Annotated in this window: 25 protein-coding genes; 10 read left to right on the top strand and 15 right to left on the bottom strand. The window is 70.0% G+C overall.

Going from position 1 to position 21,311, the window contains the following annotated elements:
* Positions 1-28: 28 nt before the first annotated feature.
* The 8 genes from OG205_RS37225 to OG205_RS37260 form a co-directional block, all read right to left on the bottom strand.
* On the bottom strand, positions 29-835 hold the full coding sequence (locus tag OG205_RS37225; protein WP_330272519.1) for an ESX secretion-associated protein EspG: 807 nt from the start codon (positions 833-835) through the stop codon (positions 29-31).
* Positions 835-2,034 carry a PPE domain-containing protein gene (locus tag OG205_RS37230; protein ID WP_330272520.1) on the bottom strand — a complete coding sequence of 400 codons (1,200 nt, stop codon included), beginning with the start codon at positions 2,032-2,034 and terminating at the stop codon, positions 835-837. The genes OG205_RS37225 and OG205_RS37230 overlap by 1 nt, the downstream gene beginning before the upstream one ends.
* Positions 2,035-2,036: 2 nt before the next feature.
* Complete coding sequence (locus OG205_RS37235) at positions 2,037-2,342, bottom strand: transcriptional regulator (RefSeq protein WP_330272521.1); 306 nt, start codon at positions 2,340-2,342, stop codon at positions 2,037-2,039.
* A 157-nt stretch (positions 2,343-2,499) separates the two neighbouring features.
* On the bottom strand, positions 2,500-3,084 hold the full coding sequence (locus OG205_RS37240; protein ID WP_319975116.1) for a DUF3558 domain-containing protein: 585 nt from the start codon (positions 3,082-3,084) through the stop codon (positions 2,500-2,502).
* A 6-nt stretch (positions 3,085-3,090) separates the two neighbouring features.
* The gene (locus OG205_RS37245; protein WP_330272522.1) at positions 3,091-3,657 is read right to left on the bottom strand and encodes a GNAT family N-acetyltransferase; all 567 of its coding nucleotides are present in this window, start codon (positions 3,655-3,657) and stop codon (positions 3,091-3,093) included.
* A 9-nt stretch (positions 3,658-3,666) separates the two neighbouring features.
* Positions 3,667-4,443 carry an HAD-IA family hydrolase gene (locus tag OG205_RS37250; protein WP_330272523.1) on the bottom strand — a complete coding sequence of 259 codons (777 nt, stop codon included), beginning with the start codon at positions 4,441-4,443 and terminating at the stop codon, positions 3,667-3,669.
* Positions 4,422-4,808: a DUF1707 SHOCT-like domain-containing protein gene (locus OG205_RS37255; protein ID WP_330272524.1), complete on the bottom strand. Its 387-nt coding sequence runs from the start codon at positions 4,806-4,808 to the stop codon at positions 4,422-4,424. Before OG205_RS37255 ends, OG205_RS37250 begins: the two co-directional genes overlap by 22 nt.
* Before the next feature lie 318 nt (positions 4,809-5,126).
* On the bottom strand, positions 5,127-6,893 hold the full coding sequence (locus OG205_RS37260; RefSeq protein WP_330272525.1) for an acetyl/propionyl/methylcrotonyl-CoA carboxylase subunit alpha: 1,767 nt from the start codon (positions 6,891-6,893) through the stop codon (positions 5,127-5,129).
* Positions 6,894-7,027: 134 nt separating this feature from the next.
* Here OG205_RS37260 and OG205_RS37265 point away from each other — a divergent pair, with 134 nt between their 5' ends.
* On the top strand, positions 7,028-7,684 hold the full coding sequence (locus tag OG205_RS37265) for a hypothetical protein (RefSeq protein WP_330272526.1): 657 nt from the start codon (positions 7,028-7,030) through the stop codon (positions 7,682-7,684).
* Here OG205_RS37265 and OG205_RS37270 read toward each other — a convergent pair.
* From OG205_RS37270 to OG205_RS37280, 3 genes are all read right to left on the bottom strand, one after another.
* Positions 7,681-8,967, bottom strand: coding sequence for a dicarboxylate/amino acid:cation symporter (locus OG205_RS37270; RefSeq protein ID WP_330272527.1), 1,287 nt, complete (start codon positions 8,965-8,967; stop codon positions 7,681-7,683). The genes OG205_RS37265 and OG205_RS37270 overlap by 4 nt on opposite strands.
* Positions 8,968-9,150: 183 nt before the next feature.
* Positions 9,151-9,750 carry a Maf family protein gene (locus tag OG205_RS37275; RefSeq protein WP_330272528.1) on the bottom strand — a complete coding sequence of 200 codons (600 nt, stop codon included), beginning with the start codon at positions 9,748-9,750 and terminating at the stop codon, positions 9,151-9,153.
* Positions 9,710-11,119, bottom strand: a complete 1,410-nt coding sequence (locus tag OG205_RS37280) for an MFS transporter (protein ID WP_330272529.1) — start codon at positions 11,117-11,119, stop codon at positions 9,710-9,712. The genes OG205_RS37275 and OG205_RS37280 overlap by 41 nt, the downstream gene beginning before the upstream one ends.
* A 77-nt stretch (positions 11,120-11,196) precedes the next feature.
* On the opposite strand from OG205_RS37280, the gene OG205_RS37285 reads away from it, so the two are divergent.
* Together OG205_RS37285 and OG205_RS37290 are read left to right on the top strand one after the other, a co-directional pair.
* Positions 11,197-11,583, top strand: coding sequence for a hypothetical protein (locus OG205_RS37285; RefSeq protein WP_330272530.1), 387 nt, complete (start codon positions 11,197-11,199; stop codon positions 11,581-11,583).
* Positions 11,583-12,035: a hypothetical protein gene (locus OG205_RS37290; RefSeq protein WP_330272531.1), complete on the top strand. Its 453-nt coding sequence runs from the start codon at positions 11,583-11,585 to the stop codon at positions 12,033-12,035. Before OG205_RS37285 ends, OG205_RS37290 begins: the two co-directional genes overlap by 1 nt.
* Before the next feature lie 25 nt (positions 12,036-12,060).
* On the opposite strand, the gene OG205_RS37295 is transcribed toward OG205_RS37290, so the two are convergent.
* The gene (locus OG205_RS37295; RefSeq protein ID WP_330272532.1) at positions 12,061-12,282 is read right to left on the bottom strand and encodes an acyl-CoA carboxylase subunit epsilon; all 222 of its coding nucleotides are present in this window, start codon (positions 12,280-12,282) and stop codon (positions 12,061-12,063) included.
* Positions 12,279-13,925 carry an acyl-CoA carboxylase subunit beta gene (locus OG205_RS37300; RefSeq protein WP_330272533.1) on the bottom strand — a complete coding sequence of 549 codons (1,647 nt, stop codon included), beginning with the start codon at positions 13,923-13,925 and terminating at the stop codon, positions 12,279-12,281. Before OG205_RS37300 ends, OG205_RS37295 begins: the two co-directional genes overlap by 4 nt.
* A 117-nt stretch (positions 13,926-14,042) precedes the next feature.
* Here OG205_RS37300 and OG205_RS37305 point away from each other — a divergent pair, with 117 nt between their 5' ends.
* Genes OG205_RS37305 through OG205_RS37315 form a run of 3 tightly spaced genes read left to right on the top strand, consistent with a single transcriptional unit; the run spans position 14,043 to position 16,300 of the window.
* On the top strand, positions 14,043-14,846 hold the full coding sequence (locus OG205_RS37305) for a biotin--[acetyl-CoA-carboxylase] ligase (RefSeq protein ID WP_330272534.1): 804 nt from the start codon (positions 14,043-14,045) through the stop codon (positions 14,844-14,846).
* A gap of 13 nt (positions 14,847-14,859) precedes the next feature.
* A complete protein-coding gene (locus tag OG205_RS37310; RefSeq protein ID WP_330272535.1) occupies positions 14,860-15,384 on the top strand; it encodes a PH domain-containing protein in 525 nt (174 codons plus the stop codon).
* On the top strand, positions 15,371-16,300 hold the full coding sequence (locus OG205_RS37315; protein WP_330272536.1) for a hydroxymethylglutaryl-CoA lyase: 930 nt from the start codon (positions 15,371-15,373) through the stop codon (positions 16,298-16,300). Before OG205_RS37310 ends, OG205_RS37315 begins: the two co-directional genes overlap by 14 nt.
* Position 16,301: 1 nt before the next feature.
* On the opposite strand, the gene OG205_RS37320 is transcribed toward OG205_RS37315, so the two are convergent.
* Positions 16,302-16,739: a MaoC family dehydratase gene (locus OG205_RS37320; protein WP_330272537.1), complete on the bottom strand. Its 438-nt coding sequence runs from the start codon at positions 16,737-16,739 to the stop codon at positions 16,302-16,304.
* Positions 16,740-16,835: 96 nt separating this feature from the next.
* On the opposite strand from OG205_RS37320, the gene OG205_RS37325 reads away from it, so the two are divergent.
* From OG205_RS37325 to OG205_RS37340, 4 genes are read left to right on the top strand one after another with little or no spacing between them, the layout of a single operon-like run.
* Positions 16,836-17,321, top strand: a complete 486-nt coding sequence (locus OG205_RS37325; RefSeq protein WP_330272538.1) for a YbaB/EbfC family nucleoid-associated protein — start codon at positions 16,836-16,838, stop codon at positions 17,319-17,321.
* Complete coding sequence (locus OG205_RS37330) at positions 17,318-17,632, top strand: hypothetical protein (RefSeq protein ID WP_330272539.1); 315 nt, start codon at positions 17,318-17,320, stop codon at positions 17,630-17,632. Before OG205_RS37325 ends, OG205_RS37330 begins: the two co-directional genes overlap by 4 nt.
* A gap of 1 nt (position 17,633) precedes the next feature.
* Entirely contained in the window at positions 17,634-20,276 is a 2,643-nt protein-coding gene (locus OG205_RS37335) for a TNT domain-containing protein (protein ID WP_330272540.1), read from the top strand.
* Positions 20,273-20,527, top strand: a complete 255-nt coding sequence (locus OG205_RS37340) for a hypothetical protein (protein WP_319975136.1) — start codon at positions 20,273-20,275, stop codon at positions 20,525-20,527. The genes OG205_RS37335 and OG205_RS37340 overlap by 4 nt, the downstream gene beginning before the upstream one ends.
* On the opposite strand, the gene hisN is transcribed toward OG205_RS37340, so the two are convergent.
* Positions 20,508-21,287, bottom strand: coding sequence for a histidinol-phosphatase (gene hisN, locus OG205_RS37345; protein ID WP_330272541.1), 780 nt, complete (start codon positions 21,285-21,287; stop codon positions 20,508-20,510). The two genes, OG205_RS37340 and hisN, sit on opposite strands and share 20 nt — an antisense overlap.
* Positions 21,288-21,311 lie beyond the last annotated feature (24 nt).

Below are 21,311 nucleotides of genomic sequence, written 5' to 3' on the forward strand. Positions count from 1 at the left end.
TCCTGAGCTGAGGCTCCTGACCCGGTGGTCAGGAGCCCGCGGCCTCTGCCAGCAGTTCCACCAGGTGGTGGTGCATGCGCCGGTAGTCGACCGGCGTGATGGTCGACCACGGAGGCTGACCGTCCGCCGCGCGGCGCATCTGCAGGTAGCGGCCCTTCGGCGTGTCGTAGAAGGCGACCACGCGGTCGGGGCGGACGCGTTTGCCCCACTTGTCGCGGGCGGCCGCGCCGAACTGGCCGCGGTTCGAGGCGTCGCGGACCATCTCGGCCAGCGTGTGGGCGTCGCCGGCGCGCAACGTCGCACTCAGCGCGGCCTCCAGGTCCTCCGGAGTCGTCGCTGAGGCCGCTGCTCCGTCCAGGTCCGCAGACGGCAGGGTGATGGAGTGGCCCTCGCCCGCCGGAGCGGTCGGCAGGGCGGTGAGGGCCTCACGTGGGAGGCCGTCGGCCTCCGCCGGGCGCAGGATCAGCTGGGTGCCGTCGAGGATCGCCAGCACGCCCGCCTGGCCCTTGCCCGCTGCCAGCACCCGGAGGCTGCGTTCGTTCAGCCACATCCGGGCGTCGATCTCCTGCTGCGGGCGGTTCAGGACGTGCAGCAGGTCTTCCAGGGTCGGGTCCAGGGAACGCGGGCCGCCGAGGCCGCGGGCGCCGAGCTGCAGCCAGACCTGGTCCTCGATGGCGCGGCGTTCCTCCGTGGTCTTGCCAGGTGAGGGCACCTTCAGGACGAGCGGCATCACCTCAAGGCCCAGGTGCTCCCAGAGGACGTCGAACTCCAGCGTGGAGATGATCACCGGGTCGCGCGTGTCGCTCGTCCCGGCGTCCAAGCCGAACAGAGTCATCAGTCGGTCGTGCTCTCCCCGATGACGGGCAACGTGTAGCTGCCCACGCCGTAGATGTCATCGCGCTCGCGGAGGTAGTCGGCGGCCTTGTGTTCCAAGTCCTCCTCTTCCTCGCCCTTGCGCCCGCCGCCCATGCCGCCGAACGGGTCGAACGACTGTGGCATCGGCACGGCCCTGCGGTGGACCTGGTCGCCGTTGTTCGAGGCACCGACGGTGCCCATCGAGCCCATGGCGGAACCTGCCGCGTTCGCGGCACCGGCGGCGTGGCCCTGGTTCATGACCGTGCCCATGGCGGCACCGGAGGCCGCGGTCGCGCCGTCCTCCATCTGCTTCACCTCGTGGCCGGCGGAGTTCCCCGAACGGCTGGAGGTGCGCTGACCAGCCAGGCCGACGCCCGCGGTGCCCGTGCCACCAGGACCGGTGGTGCCGGCCGTGACCGAGCCGTGCGTGCCCTTGGTGCCGGGAGCCGTGCTGGTGCCCGTGCTGGACGTACGCGTCGTGGAGCCCGGAGCGGGCGTGCCGCTCTTGGGCGGCGGGGCAGCGGCACCGCGTGTGCCCGTCGAGGTGCGGCCGCGGGTGGCGCTGCCGCCGTTGCCGTACGCACCGGCGCCCCAGACAGTGGCCGCGCCGATCTGGGCACCACCGCCGTGCACGGTGCCGGAGCCGCTGATCTGCAGCTGCGGAGGCTGGGTGAACTGGCCGAGCGTCGAGGTGTTCGAGGTCGTGGACGACGCGTAGGTGGACATGACCTCACGGGCGCGGCGCTCGGCGGCGTCCTGGGCCGCCTCCTGCTTCTCGTGGTCGGTCTGGCCGCCGAAGAGGTGGGTGATGCCGCTGACGAGGGCACCCGGCTGCTCCGCGGTCACGTTGACCGGCGCCGGCATGTCCGCGCGGGCCTTCGAGACGTACCCGGCCTGCAGTTCGGCCGAGTAGCGCATGACGTCCGAGCCGGTGCGGGCGCTGTCCGCCCAGGCGGCGATCGGGTTCAGGCCTGCCTGAGCCAGGTCGGCGGCCTTGCCCTGCCACTTCGCGCCCGAGAGCGCGATGCCGGAGTGCAGGTCGTCGTTGATCTCGGACAGCGCGGCCGACACGCCCTGCCAGCGCTCCATCGACGCGAACGACGCGGAAGCGCCCGGACCCGCGTGGATGCGCTCGTAGAGTTCTTTGTGGCTGTAGCCCTGCCAGCGGTTGTCTGCCATGGTCAGCACCCGCTCTTGTTCATCATGCCGGTGTTGTCGCCCTCGACCACGTTGTACTGCCGTTCGATCTGGTTGAGGTTGTCCATCGCGGTCTTGAGCTGCCGCTGGTAGTTCAGCAGGGCCTGCAGAGCCGAGTCCCCGTCCGCGATCGAGCGGTCGTTGAACTTCTCCGCGGCCTCCTGGCTGACCGGGTCACCCGCCCACGGGCGCACGCGGAACTCGGTGATCGCCATCTCGATCTGCTTGTCCAGCTTGATCAGGGCGGCCGAGAACGTGCTGCGCAGCGCCGGGATCGCCTCTGGCTCCACGTTCAGCTCATGTGAAGCGGGTGGCGAGGAGTCTGCCCCGCTGCGTCCCCCTGGCGGCATGGTGGAACCTCCGGCGGTTGTACGTGCAAGCGCATCGACACTCTAACCACCGAAGGTAACGCTGTGGAGTGCGAACAGTGACATCCGCCCGAGTGGGTCAGCGCTTCTGGAGCAAACTGGCCATCGCCGCCTCTGCCACCCGCTGGGCGCCGAGGCAAAGATGATCTTGTTGTACGGCAGTGGAATTCCCGCCGTCGCGGAACATGACGTCGAGGAACTGCCCATCGGCAACGTCTATTTCCACATTGCAGACGTCGTGCACGTCGGGTGTGCGGACAGTAATCGCCGCGAATCCCTCGATCGCGCTCACCGTGTAATCCACCTGGGCGTTCTCCGAGAGCCACACGTCCGCGCCCGAGGCGAGCACCAGTGCGATCCTCGCCACATTCCCGCTCGTCGTGCTGCGGATCGTGCACGCCTTCGCACTGCCGAAGCTCGGTTCGACGTACGCGCTGGGCGGGTTGTCGAGGCTCAGCGCCGTGCGCTGGTCGGCGGTCAGCACCGCACAGGGGTCCACCTTGTCGAGCGGCACCGCGCGCGGCCGTTGCGGGAAGTCAAGCTGCGAGGGCGTCGTCGTGGGTGACGGCGGTGGGGGAGGCGGGGTGGTCAGCGCGCTCTGCTGGGGCGCCGCCGTGCACCCGGCCAGCGCCATCGCGACGATGAGGAGCCCCGTGGTCCGCATGGCCGGTCACCGTAGCTGCTCTGGGAGGGGGTCCGACGCCAGCCGTGACCACAGCAACTGGTCTTCGCGCTGATCATCGACCATCGCCTCCTCGCGAAGACGACCCTCCAGGGTGAATCCGCACTTCTCCGCGACCCGCTGCGAGGCCGCGTTCGACACCGCGTGCCGGTAGGTGACCCGGTGCATGTCCATCGCGCCGTAGACCCAGCCGAGCACGGAGTTCAGCGCGGCCGGCAGCACGCCCTTGCCGCGGTGCTTCGGCTGACTCCAGCACATCACCTCGGCGGACCCGAGGTGGTGGTCGACGTTGTGGATCACGATCCCGGCCATCACCTCGGCGGTGACGGACTCGCAGACCGCCCACGACCAGCGGTAGTCCTTCTCCCAGCCGTCGGTCATCAGCAGGACGAACGTCTCCGCGGACGGCGCGCCGTCCGCGGTCAGACGCGGCATGTACCGCTTGGTCTCGGCGTCGGCGAAGGCCTCGGCCAGCGCCGGCACGTCGTCGATGCGGTCGTCGCTGCGGAAGGCGCGCAGGTAGTACTCGCCCGCGTTGATCTCAACTGGCTCCACGGCCAGAGGCTAACCGTCGCTGGTGAAACCGTCGTGCCGCTCGGCCAGTTCGTCGAGCTCGGCGTGGTGCGCGGACGCGGGCAGGCCGTCCGGCGCGGTGGTCAGCTCGACCACCCAGTCCACGTCCTCGGCGTCGTCCTCGCCCGCCAGCATGTCCCTGTGCACGGCGCACGGGCCCCAGCCGGCCTCCAGCAACTCCGTCGCCAGTTCCTCGGCCTCGTCGCGGTCCGGCAGGACCAGCAGCACGGTCGGCGGGATCAGCTCCCGCACGGCCAGCGCCGTCCGCAACGCCGCCGTGTCCGGCACGTGCACGCCGTCCAGACCGGCTTTGGTGGCGGCGGCCGCGTTCTCCGCCGTGTCGTCGCAGAAGACCGCGGTCGGGTGGCCGAGCTCGTCCAGCACCCTGCGGTAGATCGCGGGATCCGGCTTCGCGAGACCGAGCCGGGACGAGTTGAAGACCGCGTCGAACTCGGCGTCGAGGCCGAGCAGCGCCAGGTCCGCCTCCAGCCGCGTGGTCGCGTTGGACAGCAACGCCACGAAACACTGCCGTCGCGCGGTGCGGACCAGCGCCAGCGCCTCGGGGATCACCTCGCCGGGCGTGGCCACGAAGTCCGGGCCGACCGCCTGCCGCCACTGCTCGTCGGAGATCTCCCCGGTGACCGCGCGGTGCAGCAACGACGGCTCGAAAGCACGCGCGGCGATCTCCGCGGGCATCGGCGGAAACCTGCGCACCACACCGTCGAGATCCAGCAACAGCAAGGGTTTCAGCGCCGGCGTCCGTTCCACTGGCCCCACAGGATCGCCACCGCGGGGATGAGCAGGAAGATCAACGGATTCTTGACGAAGGCGAAGAACACGATCGCCACGGCCACACCGACGACGGGAATGACCGCACCCTCCCACCGGCGCGCGGGCGCCCTGGAGGGTTCGTTGAACATCGGCACGGGCGCGACGAACTGCGGCCGCGGATCGGGCAGGTCGTAGAACAACGCCATCAGCTCGCCGCGGGTCTTCGCGGTGGTGATCTTGGCGGACCGGTCGCCGTACTCGTTGATGTCGATGCGGCCCGCGCTCATGTGCTCACCGAGCACCTGCAACGCCTGCTGACGCTCGGTGTCACCGATGCGGATGTCCCTGCTCGGGTCGCTCACGAACCAATCCTAGTGCGGCGACCGCAATCCTCCCCGGCCGCTTCCGGCGCCCAGTGGGGCACCTCACGCCGCCGGCCCCGCGCCCCCATATACCCGATATGAGGGCGCGGGGCCGGCGGCGTGATGCACCCGCCTGGACGGCGGAAATCGACCGAGGAGGGTTGCGGTCGCCGCACCGGGTGAGCGACCCGGCCGGTCCGTTCGGAAGCGTGCAGATCACGGCCCGCCGCCGGGTCCACCGCGAGTGTCAGACCCCCTGAGTACGTTGGGACGCGGGGGACCCAACGCCCAGGGGGACCCCTGCGCGAGCCTGCGAGCTCAGTCCTTCAGCTCGCAGATCACGGTGCCCTGGGTGATCGGGTCGCCGGGCGCGGCCGCGAGACCCGTCACCGTGCCGGCCTTGTGCGCCGTCACCGGGTTCTCCATCTTCATGGCCTCCAGCACCACGATCAGGTCGCCCGCCTCGACGGTCTGCCCGTCCTCGACGGCCACCTTCACGATCGTGCCCTGCATCGGCGCCGCCACCGCGTCACCCGACACGGCCGCCGAACCGCCACCCGCGCGCTTCGTCTTCGGCTTCTTGGCAGCGGCGGCGGCAGGCCGGGAACCGACGGCGAGATCGCCCGGCAGCGACACCTCCAGGCGACGCCCGCCGACCTCGACCACCACGGTCTGGCGCGGCGTCTCTTCCTCCGCCGCGTCGGCAGCACCGGCGAACGGCGCGATCTGGTTGTCGAACTCCGTCTCGATCCACCGCGTGTGCACGGTGAAACCTTCGGGCTTCTCGGCGGTGAACGCCGCGTCCCGCACGATCACGCGGTGGAACGGCAGCACCGTCGCCATGCCTTCGACGACCATCTCGTCCAGCGCGCGCCGCGCACGGGCCAGGGCCTCGTCGCGGTTCTCGCCGGTCACGATCAGCTTGGCCAGCAACGAGTCGAACTGCCCGCCGATCACCGAACCCGACTCGACACCGGCGTCCACGCGGACACCGGGACCGGACGGCGCGATGAACGTCGTCACGGTGCCGGGTGCGGGCAGGAAGCCACGACCCGCGTCCTCGCCGTTGATCCGGAACTCGATGGAGTGCGCCCGCGGCGTCGGGTCCTCGGTGAACCGCAGCTTCTCGCCGGCCGCGATCCGGAACTGCTCGCGCACCAGGTCGAGGCCCGTCGTCTCCTCCGACACCGGGTGTTCGACCTGCAGGCGGGTGTTGACCTCCAGGAACGAGATCGACCCGTCCTGCCCGACGAGGTACTCGACGGTGCCGGCGCCGTGGTAACCCGCTTCCAGGCAGATCGCGCGAGCCGAGGAGTGGATCGTGGCGCGCTGCTCGTCGGTCAGGAACGGCGCGGGCGCCTCCTCGACCAGCTTCTGGTGGCGGCGCTGCAACGAGCAGTCGCGCGTGCCGACGACGATCACGTTGCCGTGGGTGTCGGCGAGGACCTGCGCCTCGACGTGGCGCGGCTTGTCCAGGTAGCGCTCGACGAAGCACTCGCCGCGGCCGAACGCCGTGACGGCCTCGCGGACCGCGGAGTCGAACAGCTCAGGGATCTCTTCGAGAGTGCGCGCGACCTTCAGGCCGCGGCCGCCACCGCCGAACGCCGCCTTGATCGCGACCGGCAGTCCGTGCTCGGAGGCGAACGCGATGATCTCGTCCGGTCCGTTGACCGGGTCCTTGGTGCCGGGTACCAGCGGTGCACCCGCCCGCATGGCGATGTGCCGCGCGGTCACCTTGTCGCCGAGGTCGCGGATGGCCTGCGGGGTCGGGCCGATCCAGACCAGACCGGCGTCGATCACGGCCTGCGCGAACTCCGCGTTCTCGGACAGGAAGCCGTAACCGGGGTGCACGGAGTCGGCACCGGACTGCGCGGCGGCCGCCAGCACCTTCTCGAACGACAGGTAGCTCTCGCCGGGAGTGTTGCCGCCCAGCGCGAACGCCTCGTCGGCGAGCCGCACGAACGGGGCGTCGCGGTCGGGTTCGGCGTAGACGGCGACGCTCGTCAGACCGGCGTCACGGCAGGCGCGGATGACCCGGACGGCGATCTCACCGCGATTCGCGATGAGGACCTTGCGCAGCGACACGGCGTCGTACCTCCTGCTGGACCGGTTAATTACGGCTCTGGCTGGTGCCGCAGTCTACGGAAATCGACGAACTCCGAGAGGGAGAGACGGCTCACTTCACATCAATCGTGAGCCCATCGGCAACAATCTGCGATGTGGGTGGAACCAGGTCGGTGCAGGTGATCGCCATCGTCGCTGCCGTGGTCGTCGTCGCGGGGCTGACGTTCGCCTATTTCCGGAGGCCGAACAACACCGATTCAGGTCAATCCGGCACCGACCCCGGAATGCGCTGCGGTACCACCGTCTGCCAGGTCGTCATCGGCAAATCGGTCGGCAAGGACCTCGTGGAGCTGCTCGCCGGAACCGGCGGCGGGCGGATCAGGGTGACCGGCGAGTCGGGCCCGTACATCTTCGAGATGACCATCGCCGAGTCCGGCGCGACGATCACCGCCGAGTCGCTGGACTGCCGGGCGGCGGCGATCAGCGTGTGCCTCGTGCGCGGAGACGGCGGCGGCAAGGTGCTCGGCGAGGTGCTGTTCCGCAAGAACGGCACGTGGTCGCGCGCGCAGGCCGCCTATCTGTCCAGTGCCGGGTACCTCGGGCTGCACGACGTCAACGAGGACGGCACCGCGGACATCGTCTCGGCCCAGCGCGCCTGCGACGGCCAGTGCAACGACGCGTTCGTCCAGGTGTTCTCGGCACTCGGCGCGAACGTCGGCTGTACGACACCGGCACCGGCGCGGGAGCAGCTTCCAGGCTGGCCCGCACCGGTGCCGAAGTTGTCGCAACTACGTCCGTGCGCTGACAGTTAAGCGTTGACGAGGTCCTTCTCCGCCGGAGCGGCGGGCTCCTCGATCAGGTTCTCGCTGCGCGCCACCAGCACCGGCACGGTGATCTGGCCGGCCACGTTGGTCGCGGTGCGCATCATGTCGAGGATCGGGTCGATCGCGTAGACCACGGCCACACCGGTCGCGATCACGGCCGGCGGCAGGCCGACGACGCTCAGCGTCAGGGTGAGCATCGTGTACCAGCCGGTCGTTCCGGCCGTGGCCAGAGCGCCGAACACGGCCACGAGCACGATGCCGACGTACTGCCACACCGAGAGCTGGATGCCGAACAGGTTCGCGATGAAGATCGTCGCGACGGCCGGGTAGACCGCGGCGCAGCCGTCCATCTTGGTCGTGGTGCCCAGCGGCACGGCGAAGTTCGCGTACTCCTGCGGGACGCCGAGGTCGGTGGCTGCCTTGCGGGACAACGGAAGCGTGGCGCCGGACGACCGCGACACGAACGCGAACTGCAGCGCCGTGCCCGCCTTGCGGAAGAACTCGACCGGTGAGGTCTTGCCGACGAACTTCAGCAGCACCGGGTAGACGACGAACAGCACCAGAGCGGAACCGAGGTACACGGCCAGGATCAACGAGAACAGCGGCTTCACGAACGCGTTGCCGTAGGACGCGACGGCGTTGCCGATGAGGCCGAAGATGCCGATCGGGGCCAGCAGGATGATCCAGCCGACGACCTTCTGGATGATCTCGAAGAACGACTTCACGAGGTTCGTGAACGGCGCGGCCTTCTCACCGAGCGCGTAGGCGGCGAAGCCGACCAGCACCGCGATGAACACGACCTGCAGCACGTCGCCCTCGGTGAACGAGCTGAAGATGTTGGTGGGCACCAGGTTGTCGAGCAACGTCTGCCACGAACCGGAAGCGCGCTTGGCGAGCTTGTCGACGGCACCTGCGGCGGGTTCGATCTGCACGCCCTGACCGAGCCGCAGGACCGAGGCGACCGCGATGCCGATCAGCACCGCGATGAAGGACGTGATGGCGAACCACAGGAACGTCTTGCCGCCGAGACGGGCTGCCGTGCGGCCGCCGCCCAGGTTCCGCAGCGACGCGATGCCGACGACGATCGCGGTGAACACCAGCGGGATCACGGTCAGCTGCAGCAGCGCCGTGAAGGTGGAGCCGATCTTGGCGAGGACGGGCGCGAGCCACGTGCCCTTGCCGAGCCAGCCTGCCAGCGCGCCGAGGACGAGCGCGCCGAGAACTGTCAGTCCGAAGACCTTGGGCTTGCGGTATGTCTGAACGAGCGACACTGGAACATCTCCTGGGCAGGGATGAGCGAAAGGGGGCGTCGGAAGCGGTCAGCTCCGACAGCCCGTGCTCGTCCTGCGTGCCAGGTCGATGTTCCTGCGACGCGTCAAGTACTCGTTCACCGCTAGCCCCCAACGCCGGCGTCAGGGGAAGTCTTCCTCGATCGGGTGAACTGTGACCAGCGTCTACCAGAGTGTGGACACGGAAACACCCACCTGGCTGAGCAGCCTTCGGGTGAGCGGCAGGCTGATGCCGATGACGGACGTGTGGTCGCCGTCGATGCCGTCGATGAACCAGCCGCCGAGCCCGTCGATCGTGAAGCCGCCGGCGACGTGCAACGGCTCGCCCGTCGCGATGTACGCCTCCAGCTCCTCCTCCGACGGCGTGCCGAACCGCACGGTCGTCGACTCGGCGGCCGAGGCGCGGCCGGTGATCTCTCCCGCGGCGACCCGCAGCACGGTGTGCCCGGTGATCAGCACGCCGCTCTTGCCCGCCACCCGCCGCCACCGCTCCAGCGCGACCTCGGGAGTGCCGGGCTTGCCCACGAGTTCGCCCTCGAACAGCAGCATCGAGTCGCAGCCGACGACCACGCAGTCGTCGTCGTGCTCGATCGCCTCGGCCTTGGCCGCGGACAGCACGACGACGGTCTCCTCCGGCGTCGGGTTGTCGAGCGACGCGATCAGCGCGTCCTCGTCGACACCGGAGACGCGGACGACGGGTTCGATGCCCGCGGACCGCAGGACGCTAAGACGGGCGGGTGACTGGGAGGCCAGGATCAGACGCACGCTCCGAGTCTGTCACGCTCGGGGCGGCGACCTGCCGAAAGGCGAACGAGGCCGCGATCCCCACCACGAGCACCGCCAGCAGCAGGTAGAACGACGCCCGCACGGCCGTGGTGAAGTCACCGGTGGCGGCCAGCACGATCTGCAGCACGGCCGCCGTCAGCGCGCTGCCCAGCACGTTCCCGAACTGCCGCGACGTGTTGTAGATGCCGGACCCGGCGCCCAGCAGCGACCTGTCGAGCGTGCGCGTGGAGATGTTCGTCAGCGGTGAGAACACGAGCCCCATGCCGATGCCCAGCGCGACCATCGACGGCAGCAGCACCCACTGCGAGCCGTCTCCGAGCAGGAACGTCATCGCCAGGATGCCCGCGGCCATCAGCGCGAACCCGGTGATCGGCAGGTACTTGGCGTCCGCCCGGTTCGACAACCGTCCCGCGACGATCGCCACCACGCCGGACATCAGCGACGCCGGTGCCGTGACCAGGCCCGTCATCAGCGGCGACAGCTTCGGCACGGTCTGCAGGAACAGCGCCAGCGGCACGAACACCCCGGTCACCGTGATGCCGATGGCGACGTTCGCGACGTTGCCGAGCGAGAAGTTGCGGTTGCGGAAGATCCGCAACGGCATCAGCGGCTCCGGGTTGCGCGCGGACGCCTGCCAGAACACGAACAGCGCGAGGAACAGCACCCCGGCCGCGATGATCTCGGCGATCGTCAGCGGTCCCGCGACCCTGCCCCACTGGTAGTGCTCGCCGTTCTGGATCCCGAACACCAGCAGCCCGAGCCCGAGGCAGCACAGCACGACCCCGAGCACGTCGAACCTGGGCGCGCGGTTCGGCCGCAGGTCGGGCACCCACACGAACAGAAGCACCAGCGCGACCACCCCGATCGGGAGGTTCACGAAGAAGATCCATTCCCAGCCCAGGTGCGTGACCAGCACACCGCCGAGCAACGGCCCGGAGACCGTCGCGAGCCCGGCCACCGACCCCCACATGCCCAGTGCCGCGCCCCGCCTGGCCGGCGGGAACAGGTGCGTGATGAACGCCATCGTCTGCGGGGTCATGGCCGCCGCGCCCAGGCCCTGGAAGACGCGCGCCGTGATCAGCGCGTCGGCACTGGTGGCGAGACCGCAGGCCAGCGATGCCACGAGGAACAGCGTGAGCCCGATGCCGTAGAGCCTCTTGGGCCCGTACCGGTCACCCAGCCGTCCCGTCAGCAGCAACGGCACCGCGAACGCCAGCAGGTAGGCGCTGACGACCCAGATGACGTCGTTCAGGGAGGCGTTCAGGTCGGTGATCATCGACTGCAGCGCGACGTTGACGATGGTCGTGTCCAGCAGCGTCATGAAGAACCCGACGCAGAGCGCGTACACGGTCCGCCAGTTGTCGCGGTCCGTTCGAGTAGTACTACTGATGCGCGATCACCTCCTCGGTCGGCACTCTCGGCAGAGTGAAGCGCTGGGTGCTTGTCCTCACCGAACGCGGCTCCGATCGCGAAGGCAAGCGCAGACGGATCGCGGCACTGCTCGTCGTGCTCGGCGGCCTCATTGGATCGTGGGGCGTTGGAAGCGTGCTCGCGAGTGACCCGATCGGCTACGGAGTGCCCATCTGGCCGTTCGCCGACACCGCCGACCGCGCGGAGAACGCGTTGCTCTCGCAGATCGTGCCAGCGGTGCGTTCCGGCTCGCCGCTCAACCACGCCGGGGTGCAGGTGCTGCGTCAGACCTCCGCGTACGGCAGCGCGTTCTGGACGCTGAAGATGCAGGTCGACGGCGAGACCCGCTGTCGCGAGGTCGCCGTCGGCCTGAACGTGACGAGCCGCCGGGTGGAGTGCTGATGAGGGCCTGGGCCGGTGCTGCCGTGCTGGCCACGCTCGCCTGCACCGCTGCGGGGTGCGTCACCGAGAGGGACTTCGCCCTCGATCGTGCGATCACGAGCGTGCACGAAATGGTCGAGAGCGACCTCACCGGCATCGGCTCGGCCGTGTCGCAGGGGAGCGACAGAGACAGGCTCGTCGCCGCTCACGGGCCCAAGATCTTCGACAGCCGGCCGCTCGATGGCGGCTTCGAGCTGGACATGGTCGTGTACGGCCACGGTGAAGCCGGCGGCGGGTGGACCTACGAACAGGTCAAGGTGCGGACGTGCGTGCGCGTCCTGGTCCGCCGTGACCGTTCCCCTGCAGCCGAGGCCTCGGCTCTCGAATGCCCGCCGGGCCTTCCCACGCGGGTCGACGGCTACGGCGACATCGATCAGACCGTCGAGTTCGACCCGAAGACGGCCTCCCGCTGAACCACGCGAGAGGCCGTTCCTCGATCTAGCCGGGGAAACCGGAGGCGCGCCAGGCGCCCGGCCCATGGTGCAACGGCCGGCGAACCCGGCGCGCCGGGTTCGCCCACTCGGAGCGTTGCTTCGGCTTCTCCTCGACGGGCGCGGCCGAAGCCAGCCCGGCGATGACAGCGGTCAGCGCGGCCAGCTGGTAGTCGTCGGGCGTGCCCTTGACGACCTTGAGCAGCGGCTTCTCCTCTGGCGCGGTCACAGCGGGATGTTCCCGTGCTTCTTGGGCGGCAGCGTCTCCCGCTTGTCCCGCAGCATCGACAACGCCCGCGCCACGTAACCGCGGGTGTACGACGGCGGGATCACCGAGTCGACGTAGCCGCGCTCAGCGGCGACGTACGGGTTGCACAGCGCGTCCTCGTACTCCTGCTGGAGCTTCGCGCGCAGTGCGTCGACGTCCTCGCTGTTGGCCGCCGCCGCCGCGAGAGTCTTGCGGTGCACGATGTTCGCCGCACCCGACGCGCCCATCACGGCGATCTGCGCGGTCGGCCACGCGAGGTTGATGTCGGCGCCGAGGTGCTTGGAACCCATGACGTCGTACGCGCCGCCGTACGCCTTGCGCGTGATCACGGTGACCAGCGGAACCGTGGCCTCGGCGTAGGCGTAGATCAGCTTGGCGCCGCGCCGGATGATGCCGTTCCACTCCTGGTCGGTGCCGGGCAGGAAGCCGGGCACGTCGACGAACGTCAGCACCGGGATGTTGAACGCGTCGCAGGTGCGCACGAACCGTGCGGCCTTCTCGGACGCGTCGATGTCGAGACAGCCGGCGAACTGGGTGGGCTGGTTCGCGACGACACCGACCGAATGCCCGTCCACGCGGCCGAAGCCGACGAGGATGTTCGGCGCGAACAACGGCTGCACCTCGAGGAAGTCGCCCTCGTCGAGCACGCGGTTGATGACCTCGTGCATGTCGTACGGCTGGTTCGCCGAGTCCGGGATGAGCGTGTCGAGCTCGCGGTCGTCGTCCGTGATCGAGTCGGAGATCGACCCCTCGGCCAGCGTGCCCTCGAACGCGGGCGTGTCCGAGAGGTTGTTCGACGGCAGGTAGCTCAGGAGCTCCTTGACGTACGCGATCGCGTCTTCCTCGTCGTTGCCGAGGTAGTGCGCGTTGCCGGACTTGGTGTTGTGCGTGCGACCGCCGCCGAGCTCCTCCATCGTCACGTCTTCGCCGGTGACGGTCTTGATGACGTCCGGGCCGGTGATGAACATGTGCGAGGTCTGGTCGACCATCACGACGAAGTCGGTCAGCGCGGGGGAGTAGACGTGCCCGCCCGCGTTCGAGCCCATGATCAGCGAGATCTGCGGGATCACGCCGGAGGCCTTGACGTTGCGGGAGAAGATCTCGCCGTAGAGGCCGAGCGAGACGACGCCCTCCTGGATGCGCGCGCCGCCGCCCTCGTTGATGCCGACGATCGGGCGGCCCGTCTTGATGGCCAGATCCATGATCTTGACGATCTTCTCGCCGTACACCTCGCCGAGCGAGCCGCCGAAGACCGTGACGTCCTGGGAGAACACGCACACGGGACGGCCGTCGACGGTGCCGTAGCCCGTCACGACGCCATCGCCGTACGGGCGGTTCTTCTCCTGGCCGAAGTTCGTGGAGCGGTGCCGGGCGAGCTCGTCCAGTTCGACGAACGAACCGGGATCGAGCAGGAGGTCGATGCGCTCGCGGGCTGTCTTCTTGCCCTTCGCGTGCTGCTTCTCGACCGCGCGTTCCGAGCCGGCGTGAACCGCCTCGTCGTTGCGTCGGTACAGGTCAACGAGCTTGCCCGCGGTGGTGTGGACGTCCGGGGCGCCTGAAGCGCCGGTGGGGACGTGCCCGATCGGCTCGGTCGCACTGCTCATGGGCTCGCAGCCTAACGAGACCATTGCTGAACTGCCCCGTGCAGTTGTCCAGGTCACGGCAACCTGTTGGCAATCTCTGATCGCACGTACTCTCTTCCGTTCCCATAACCTGGCGCGATGACCACCGCACTCGACGCAGAAGAGCTGCGCTCCCGGCTTGTCGCACCCAACGGCCCGTACGCCGCTCTCGACGTCGTGGAGACCACCGCGTCCACGAACGCCGATCTGGCCGCTTCCGGCGCCGCCGACCGCACCGTGCTGATCGCGCTGGAGCAGAGCGCGGGGCAGGGCCGTCGCGGCCGCAGCTGGTCGTCGCCCGCGGGCGGGCTCTACCTGAGCGTGCTGTTCCGGCCCGCCGGCGTGCCCGCCGCGAAGCTGCCGTGGCTGAACCTGATCGCCGGACTGGCCCTGGTGCGCGTCGCCCAGTCGGCTGGAGTCGAGGCGACGCTGAAGTGGCCGAACGACCTGCTGCTCGGCTCTGACGCGGGCAAGGGCGCCGGGATCCTGTCCGAGATCACCGCCGACGGGGCGGTCGTCGTCGGCATCGGTCTCAACGTGGCGAAGCTGCCCTCCGACGTCCAGCCCGCGCCGGGCGGCCTCGCGCCGACGTCGCTGGAGGACCTGGGCGCCGCCGAACTGGATCGCGGCGAGCTGGCGTTCCGGCTGCTGGTCGAACTGGCCGGCCTGGAAGGCGTGTGGCGCAAGAACGGCGGCGACGCGGTCGAGTCCGGCGTGCTGGAGGAATACGAGGAGCACTCGTCGACCGTCGGCTCGCAGGTTCGGGTCGAACTCTCGGACGGTGTCGAGCTTCTCGGGGTGGCGCAGCGCATCGAGGCCGACGGCACGCTGGTCGTGCGCGGCGCCGACGGTGCGGACCACGGCGTGTCCGCTGGTGACGTGGTGCATTTGCGCCCGGCGTAGTTAGGGTTGGCCCATGGCCTATCCCGACGACCTGCTGAGCTCCGGCGAGCACGTCGTGATCCACAAGCACCCCCACTGGAAGATGCTGATCTTCCCGGTGTTCTGGCTGCTGGTGGTGGTCGCGCTCGGCACCTACCTGGCCGGGTTGGTCGGCGATCAGTCGTGGGCCGCCGTCGCGTGGATCGCGCTCGCCGTCGTCGGCGTCGTGCTGATCCTGTGGCTGACGCTGACGCCGCTCGCGCGCTGGCGGACGACGCACTTCATCATCACGTCGGACCGCGTGATGTACCGCGAGGGCGTGTTCAAGCGCACAGGCCTCGACATCCCTTTGGCTCGTGTGAACAGCGTCCGCTTCGAGCACAGTTTCCTGGACAGGCTGCTCGGCTGCGGCACGCTGATCATCGAGTCGGCCTCGGACGAGCCGCTCGAGTTCGACGACATCCCGTCCGTGGAGAAGGTGCACACCATGCTGTACCGCGAGGTCAACGACAACCCGGACGACGACTTCCGCCCTGGAGTGGTCGATGGGCGCGCGTGAGGCCGGTCTGCCCGACGTCGTCGGCTCCGGCTCGCTGCCCTCGCGGGTGACGATCTGGGAGGTCGGCGCCAGGGACGGGCTGCAGAACGAGTCGGTCGTCGTGCCGGTGGCGGTGAAGCTGGAGTTCCTGGACAGGCTGGCCTCGGCGGGACTGTCCGTTTTGGAGGCCACGTCCTTCGTGCACCCCAAGTGGGTGCCGCAGCTGGCCGACGCCGCCGAGTTGCTGGCCGGGCTGGAACAACGTCCTGGTGTCGTCTACCCCGTGCTGGTGCCGAACGAGCGTGGCCTGGACCGTGCCCTGGAGGCCGGCGTCACGCACATCGCGATCTTCGCTTCGGCCACGGAGACGTTCGCCTCGCGGAACCTGAACCGGACGCTGGACTCGCAGTTCGAGATGTTCGAGCCGACGGTGTCCCGTGCGCTGGCAGCGGGTCTGGACGTGCGCGGGTACGTGTCGATGTGCTTCGGCGACCCGTGGGAGGGGGCCGTGGCGCGGTCCCAGGTCGTGGCCGTGGGCGAGCGGTTGCTGGAGATGGGCTGCTCGCAGTTGTCTCTGGGCGACACCATCGGCGTGGCGACCCCGGGTCAGGTCGAGTCGTTGCTGGAAGGCTTCCGCGACGTTTCCCGGCTGGCCGTGCACTTCCACGACACGTACGGGCAGGCCCTGTCGAACACGCTCGCCGCTTTGCGTTGCGGCGTGACGACTGTGGACTCGTCGGCCGGTGGGCTGGGCGGGTGCCCGTACGCGGAGTCGGCGACCGGCAACCTCGCCACCGAGGACCTGGTCTGGATGCTCGACGGTCTGGGCATCGAGACCGGCGTCGACCTGGACAAGCTGGTCGAGACCTCGGCGTGGATGGCGGAACAGCTGGGGCGGCCGTCCCCGTCACGGGTGGTGCGCGCGCTGACGAAGTAGGTCAGCCGCGCGCGGTGAACATTCCCGTCGCGATGAACCGGTAGACCAGCTCGTCGCCGCGCCTCGCCGTCCCCTCGAACTCCACCAGGCCGAGGTCCGGGCGCTTCTTCGACAGTCGCGCGCTCAGGACCTCGGCGGCGAACGTCAGCGTGTCGCCTGGGTAGACCGGGGCCAGCCAGGAGAGTTCGCGGCCTCCCGGTGAGCCCTGGGAGGTGGAGTCGGCCAGCACCGCGTCGACCCAGCTGCGCATCCAGAGTGAGGCCGTGTACCAGCCAGAGGCGGACAAACCGCCGAAAATCGAGTTCTTGCCCGCGTCCTCGTTCAGGTGGAACGGTTGCGGGTCGAACTTCTTCGCGAAGTCCAGCATGTCGTCCCGGTCGACGATCACCTCGCCAAGCGGGATGATGCGGCCTGCGGGCAGATCCTCGAAGGCGATCACGTCGTTGATCCTAGTAACTGAATCCGCTGGGAACCGATCTACGGGCGACGGCGTCCTAGAGCCCGAGCCCAGGGCTATGCGTGTGAGGGGGACTCGGTGGATGACCACCGTGCGCAGGTCGAGGAGCTGCTGGCCGACTACCGGCGCAGCCGCGAGCAACTGACCTCGGTTCAGCGCGAGCTCGCTGCCGTGTCCGCGACGGCTTCCAGTCCTGACGGGACGGTCGAGGCGACCGTGGGTCCCGGGGGCAAGCTCGTGGGGCTCGTGCTCTCCGAACTGGCCTATCGCAGGCATCGGCCAGAACAGCTGGCCGAGTTGATCGTGCAGACCGTCGCCGCGGCCGCGGCCAGTGCGGCCGAGGACACCTATCAGGCGTTGAGCGTGGTGTTGCCCGCCGCGGCGGATCCTGCCGCGGTGGTCGCCGGTACCGCTGATCTGCAGCCTGCGGAGTACGCGTCCGACGAGTACGAGACCGTGGATCTGGGACGGCAGCCCGTTCGCCGTCGTGTCGACGACGACGAGGACAACGAGCAACGGGAGAGCTGGCTCGACTCCGAGCTCATCAACAGGAGGGTCCGATGATCGGGTACTCGGCCGACCTCGAGCGCTTGGACGCCGGGGCACGGGACTTGAAGGGGTTCGCCGGGCAGGCGACCGAGATCGCGGGGTCGCTCGACAAGGCGCTGGCCGCGTTCGGTGTCTGCTGGGGCGACGACGCGGTCGGGCGCAGTTTCGCCGCTTCGCACGAGAAGCCCTCCGGGGACGCGTCGGGCGCGTTGTCCGGCCTCGCGACCGTGCTGGGGGACGTGGGCGACAAGCTCGCCGCGACGGCCGAGACGTACCGGCACGTCGAGCAGAGCAACGTGTCCTCGATGAGAAGGCTGGAGGGCTGACATGGGCATCGAGCTTCCCGCCGAACTCACCGCGATCGCCGCCAAGGCCGGGGTCACCTGGCCCAAGGCCGACGAGGACGCCATGCGTTCCAGCGCCACCGCGTGGCGCGAGGCGGGCGACAAGATCAAGAGCCTCGGAACCTCCTCCGACGGTGCCGCCAACCGTGCCCTGGGCGGCATGACCGGCGGGACCGGTGACGCCGCGCGTGGCCGTTGGGCCAAGGTCGTGGCACCGGACGGCGACTTCCAGCGCGCTGCCCGCGGGTGTCACGCCGCCGCCGACCGTCTCGACCACGCCGCCAAGCAGGTCGGCGCCGCGAAGGTCGAGATCGTCCGCGAGCTCGTGATCCTCGCCAAGAACAACGACGCCGCGACGGCCTCCGCCAACGCCGGCAACCCCAACGCGCTGCTCGGCCTCGACACGCTGACCAAGGGCGCCGCGGCCAACGTCGCGAACCTCCAGAACACGTTGAGCTCCGCGATCCGCCTCGACAGCGGCATCGACATGAGCCAGGGCTCGCAGCCCGTCAACACCGCCCCCGGCGCCCACGGGCCCGGCGGTGGCGGTGGTGGTGGCCTGCTGGGACCCGTCACGGACATCGTCGGTGGTGTGGTGGCCCCGGTGGCGGGCGTTGTCGCTCCCATCGTCGAGCCCGTCGCCGCCGTGGTCGCTCCGGTGACCGAAGCCGTGGCCCCGGTCGTCGGAGCGGTGACCGCTCCCGTCGCGCCGGTCGTCGGCGCGGTGACGGCACCGCTCGCGCCCGTCGTCGGTGCCGTCACGGACGCCGCCGCGCCGATCCTCGACGCCGCCGCTCCCGTCACCGCGCCCGCCGCCGCCGTGGTGCACCCGGTGCTCGACGCGGTGCCCGGTGGCCGTGACGCCGCCGGTCCGGTGTTCGACAACGGCAATGGCGAAGGGCCCCGTGGCGAGACCCCGGGCCGGGGCGAAGGCAAGGGCCTGCTGCCCGGCGTCGTGGCCGACGCGGGTCACGCGGTCGGCCCGGTCGCCGCGCCCGTCGCGCACGTCGTGGCGGACGTGATCCCGAGCGTGCACGGCAACATCGGCCCGATCGTCGAGGGCACGACCCAGGCTTCCGGTGCCGTGCTCGACCCGACGCTGGTCCGCGGCTCCGACGTGCACGGCCAGGTCTCCTCCGCTCCCCAGGCCGCGGCACCCGCTGCCGCCCCGGCCGCTCCCGCGGGTCCGGCGATGGGCGCGGCCCCGGCCGGTGGTCCGATGGGCGGCCCGATCGGTGGTGCTGTGGGTGCTGTCGGCGGTGCCGTGGGCGGCGCTGTCGGTGGTGTTCCGGCAGCGGCCTCCCAGGCCGGTGCCGTCGCAGGCCAGCAGGGCGGTGCACAGGTCCCCTCGCAGCAGGGACAGGGACAGGCAGGTCAGCAGGGCCAAGCCGCCCAGCAGGCCGCCAAGTCCGCCGACGCCAAGGCAGCGGACGCGAAGGCCGCCGAGCTCAAGTCCGGTGAGGCCAAGGTCGGCGAGGCCAAGGCGGGTGCGCAGGGCGTCGCCAAGACCGGTTCACCGGCCGCGGCTCAGGCCATGAGCGGCCAGTTCGGCAACCAGCCCGGCCAGGCGCAGAACCAGATCGGCACCCAGGGACCGGGCCAGTCCGGCAACCAGGGACCGAGCCAGAGCCAGTCCGGCAACCAGTCGTCCGGCCAGACCTCCGCGGTCACCAAGGACGCGCTGGCCAAGGACCAGGCGGCCAAGGACGCGCTGTTCCACGACTCGGAGTCCGTCGACTTCGATCCCGAGACGGGCTTCGGCCCGCAGAAGGTCGGCGACACCATCGCCACCCCGGCCGCTCCGGGCGCGGACGTCGACCTCGGGGCGACTGGCGCCGGAACCGACACGGGCACCCGCGAGACCGTCACCTCGGGACCGCTGGCGACCGTCGACCCCGGCGGCCACCCGGCCTCGCACGCACTGAGCGACCGCCTCGAGAACCGCGAGAACCAGGCCCTGTCCACCGGCGTCGTCGGCGAGATCCTCGGCCACGGCTACACCGCCGCGGCGGCCGGCAGCTGGTTCATGGCGATCTTCCTGAGCGCGGGCCGAGCCCCGCGCCTGGCCCCGAAGCCCGCCCGCCAGCTCCCGCCACCCCCGCAGGCCGACGAGCAGGTCGTCCCGAGGTTCGCACCGGACGACCACCCGCAGCGAGTCGACACGTCCGGCCCGCGACCGTCCACGCAGTCGGGTGGCCTCGGCAAAGATCACCCGATCGTGCAGGAGCTCCTGGAGGGCCACGACCCGCTCGCGGGCATGCACGAACGCGACTGGGAAAGCCTGTTCCAGCACGAGAACGGCGCCCCGCGCTGGCCTCTCGAACGCGAGGGCGGTTACGAGGAGAGCCAGGCCGAGATCCTGAAGGAAGGCGCCGAACTGGACAGGTTCGGCACCCCGGAAGGCCGCGTCCTGAGTGCGGCGGGCACTCCGTTCGCCCAGCGCTCGCTGCCGCCCCAGGCAGCGGACGAGGGCTACCGGCGCTACCGCGTCACCAAGGACCTGCCCGTGCACCGCACGATCAGCGCGCCCTGGTTCGGCCAGCCCGGCGGGGCGAGCCGGTACCGCACCACCTACCCCGTCGCGGACCTCGTCGCGCTCGGCTACCTCACGGAGATCACCGCATGAACGTCGAGTCGCTGCCCGAGTGGCTGACCAGGATCGGCGTGCCGGACGACGTCGTCAGCATCGGCGAGGAGACGGACCAGCGCTGGTGCCTGCTCAGCGACGAGACCGGGCACGAGGTGTTCTGGCAGGAGCAGGGCAACCGCTACGACTGGGCCCGGTTCGACGACGAGAGCGTGGCGTGCCACTACCTCTTCGGCCGCCTCGCCTGGGCCCAGGTCGCGCGCGGAAGTCTTACCGTTCCAACAGCTTGAGCGCCGCCTCGTGCAGGTGGCCGTTCGACGTCAGCACACTGCCGCCGTCGTAGCGCTCCTCACCGTCCAGTGAGGTGAAACGGCCACCCGCCTCGGTCACCAGCACCTGGAACGGGGCGATGTCCCACGGGTTCGCCACGCATTCGGGCGCGAGGTCGATCGCGCCCTCGGCGACCAGGCAGTGCTGGTAGAAGTCGCCGAACGCACGGCTCTCCCAGGTCGCATCCACCAAACGCAGCCACGCCTCGCGAGAGTGGTACGTGACCCACGACTTGATGTCCGTCGTGGACACGTAGGCGTCCTCAAGAGAACGCACACCGGATACGGAGATCGCGCGCTCACCGGAGGCGTCCGCCGCGAACGCGCCTCCACCGGCGGCGGCCCACCAGCGGCGGCTCATGGCGGGCGCGGACACGACGCCCACGACCGGGACACCGTCCTCGACCAGGGCGATCAGCGTCGCCCAGATCGGCACGCCGCGCAGGAAGTTCTTGGTGCCGTCGATCGGGTCGAGCACCCAGACGCGCGCCGCGTCCAGCGTGCCGCCGCGTTCTTCGCCCATCACGACGTCGTCGGGACGTTCAGATGCCAGCAAGGCGCGGACCGCGTCCTCCACCGCGACGTCGGCATCGGTGACGGGTGTGCGGTCCGGTTTGCGCTCCACGGCGAGGTCGTGAGCGCGGAATCGGGTCGCGGTGATCGCGTCGGCGGCGTCGGCGAGGCGGAGGGCGAGTTCGAGATCAGCATCGTGGCGTGACACGCGGCGATCGTTCCACGAATACGC

Origin of the sequence: Lentzea sp. NBC_00516 (genome assembly GCF_036346835.1) — a bacterium.
GTDB classification, from domain to species: Bacteria; Actinomycetota; Actinomycetes; order Mycobacteriales; family Pseudonocardiaceae; genus Lentzea; species Lentzea sokolovensis.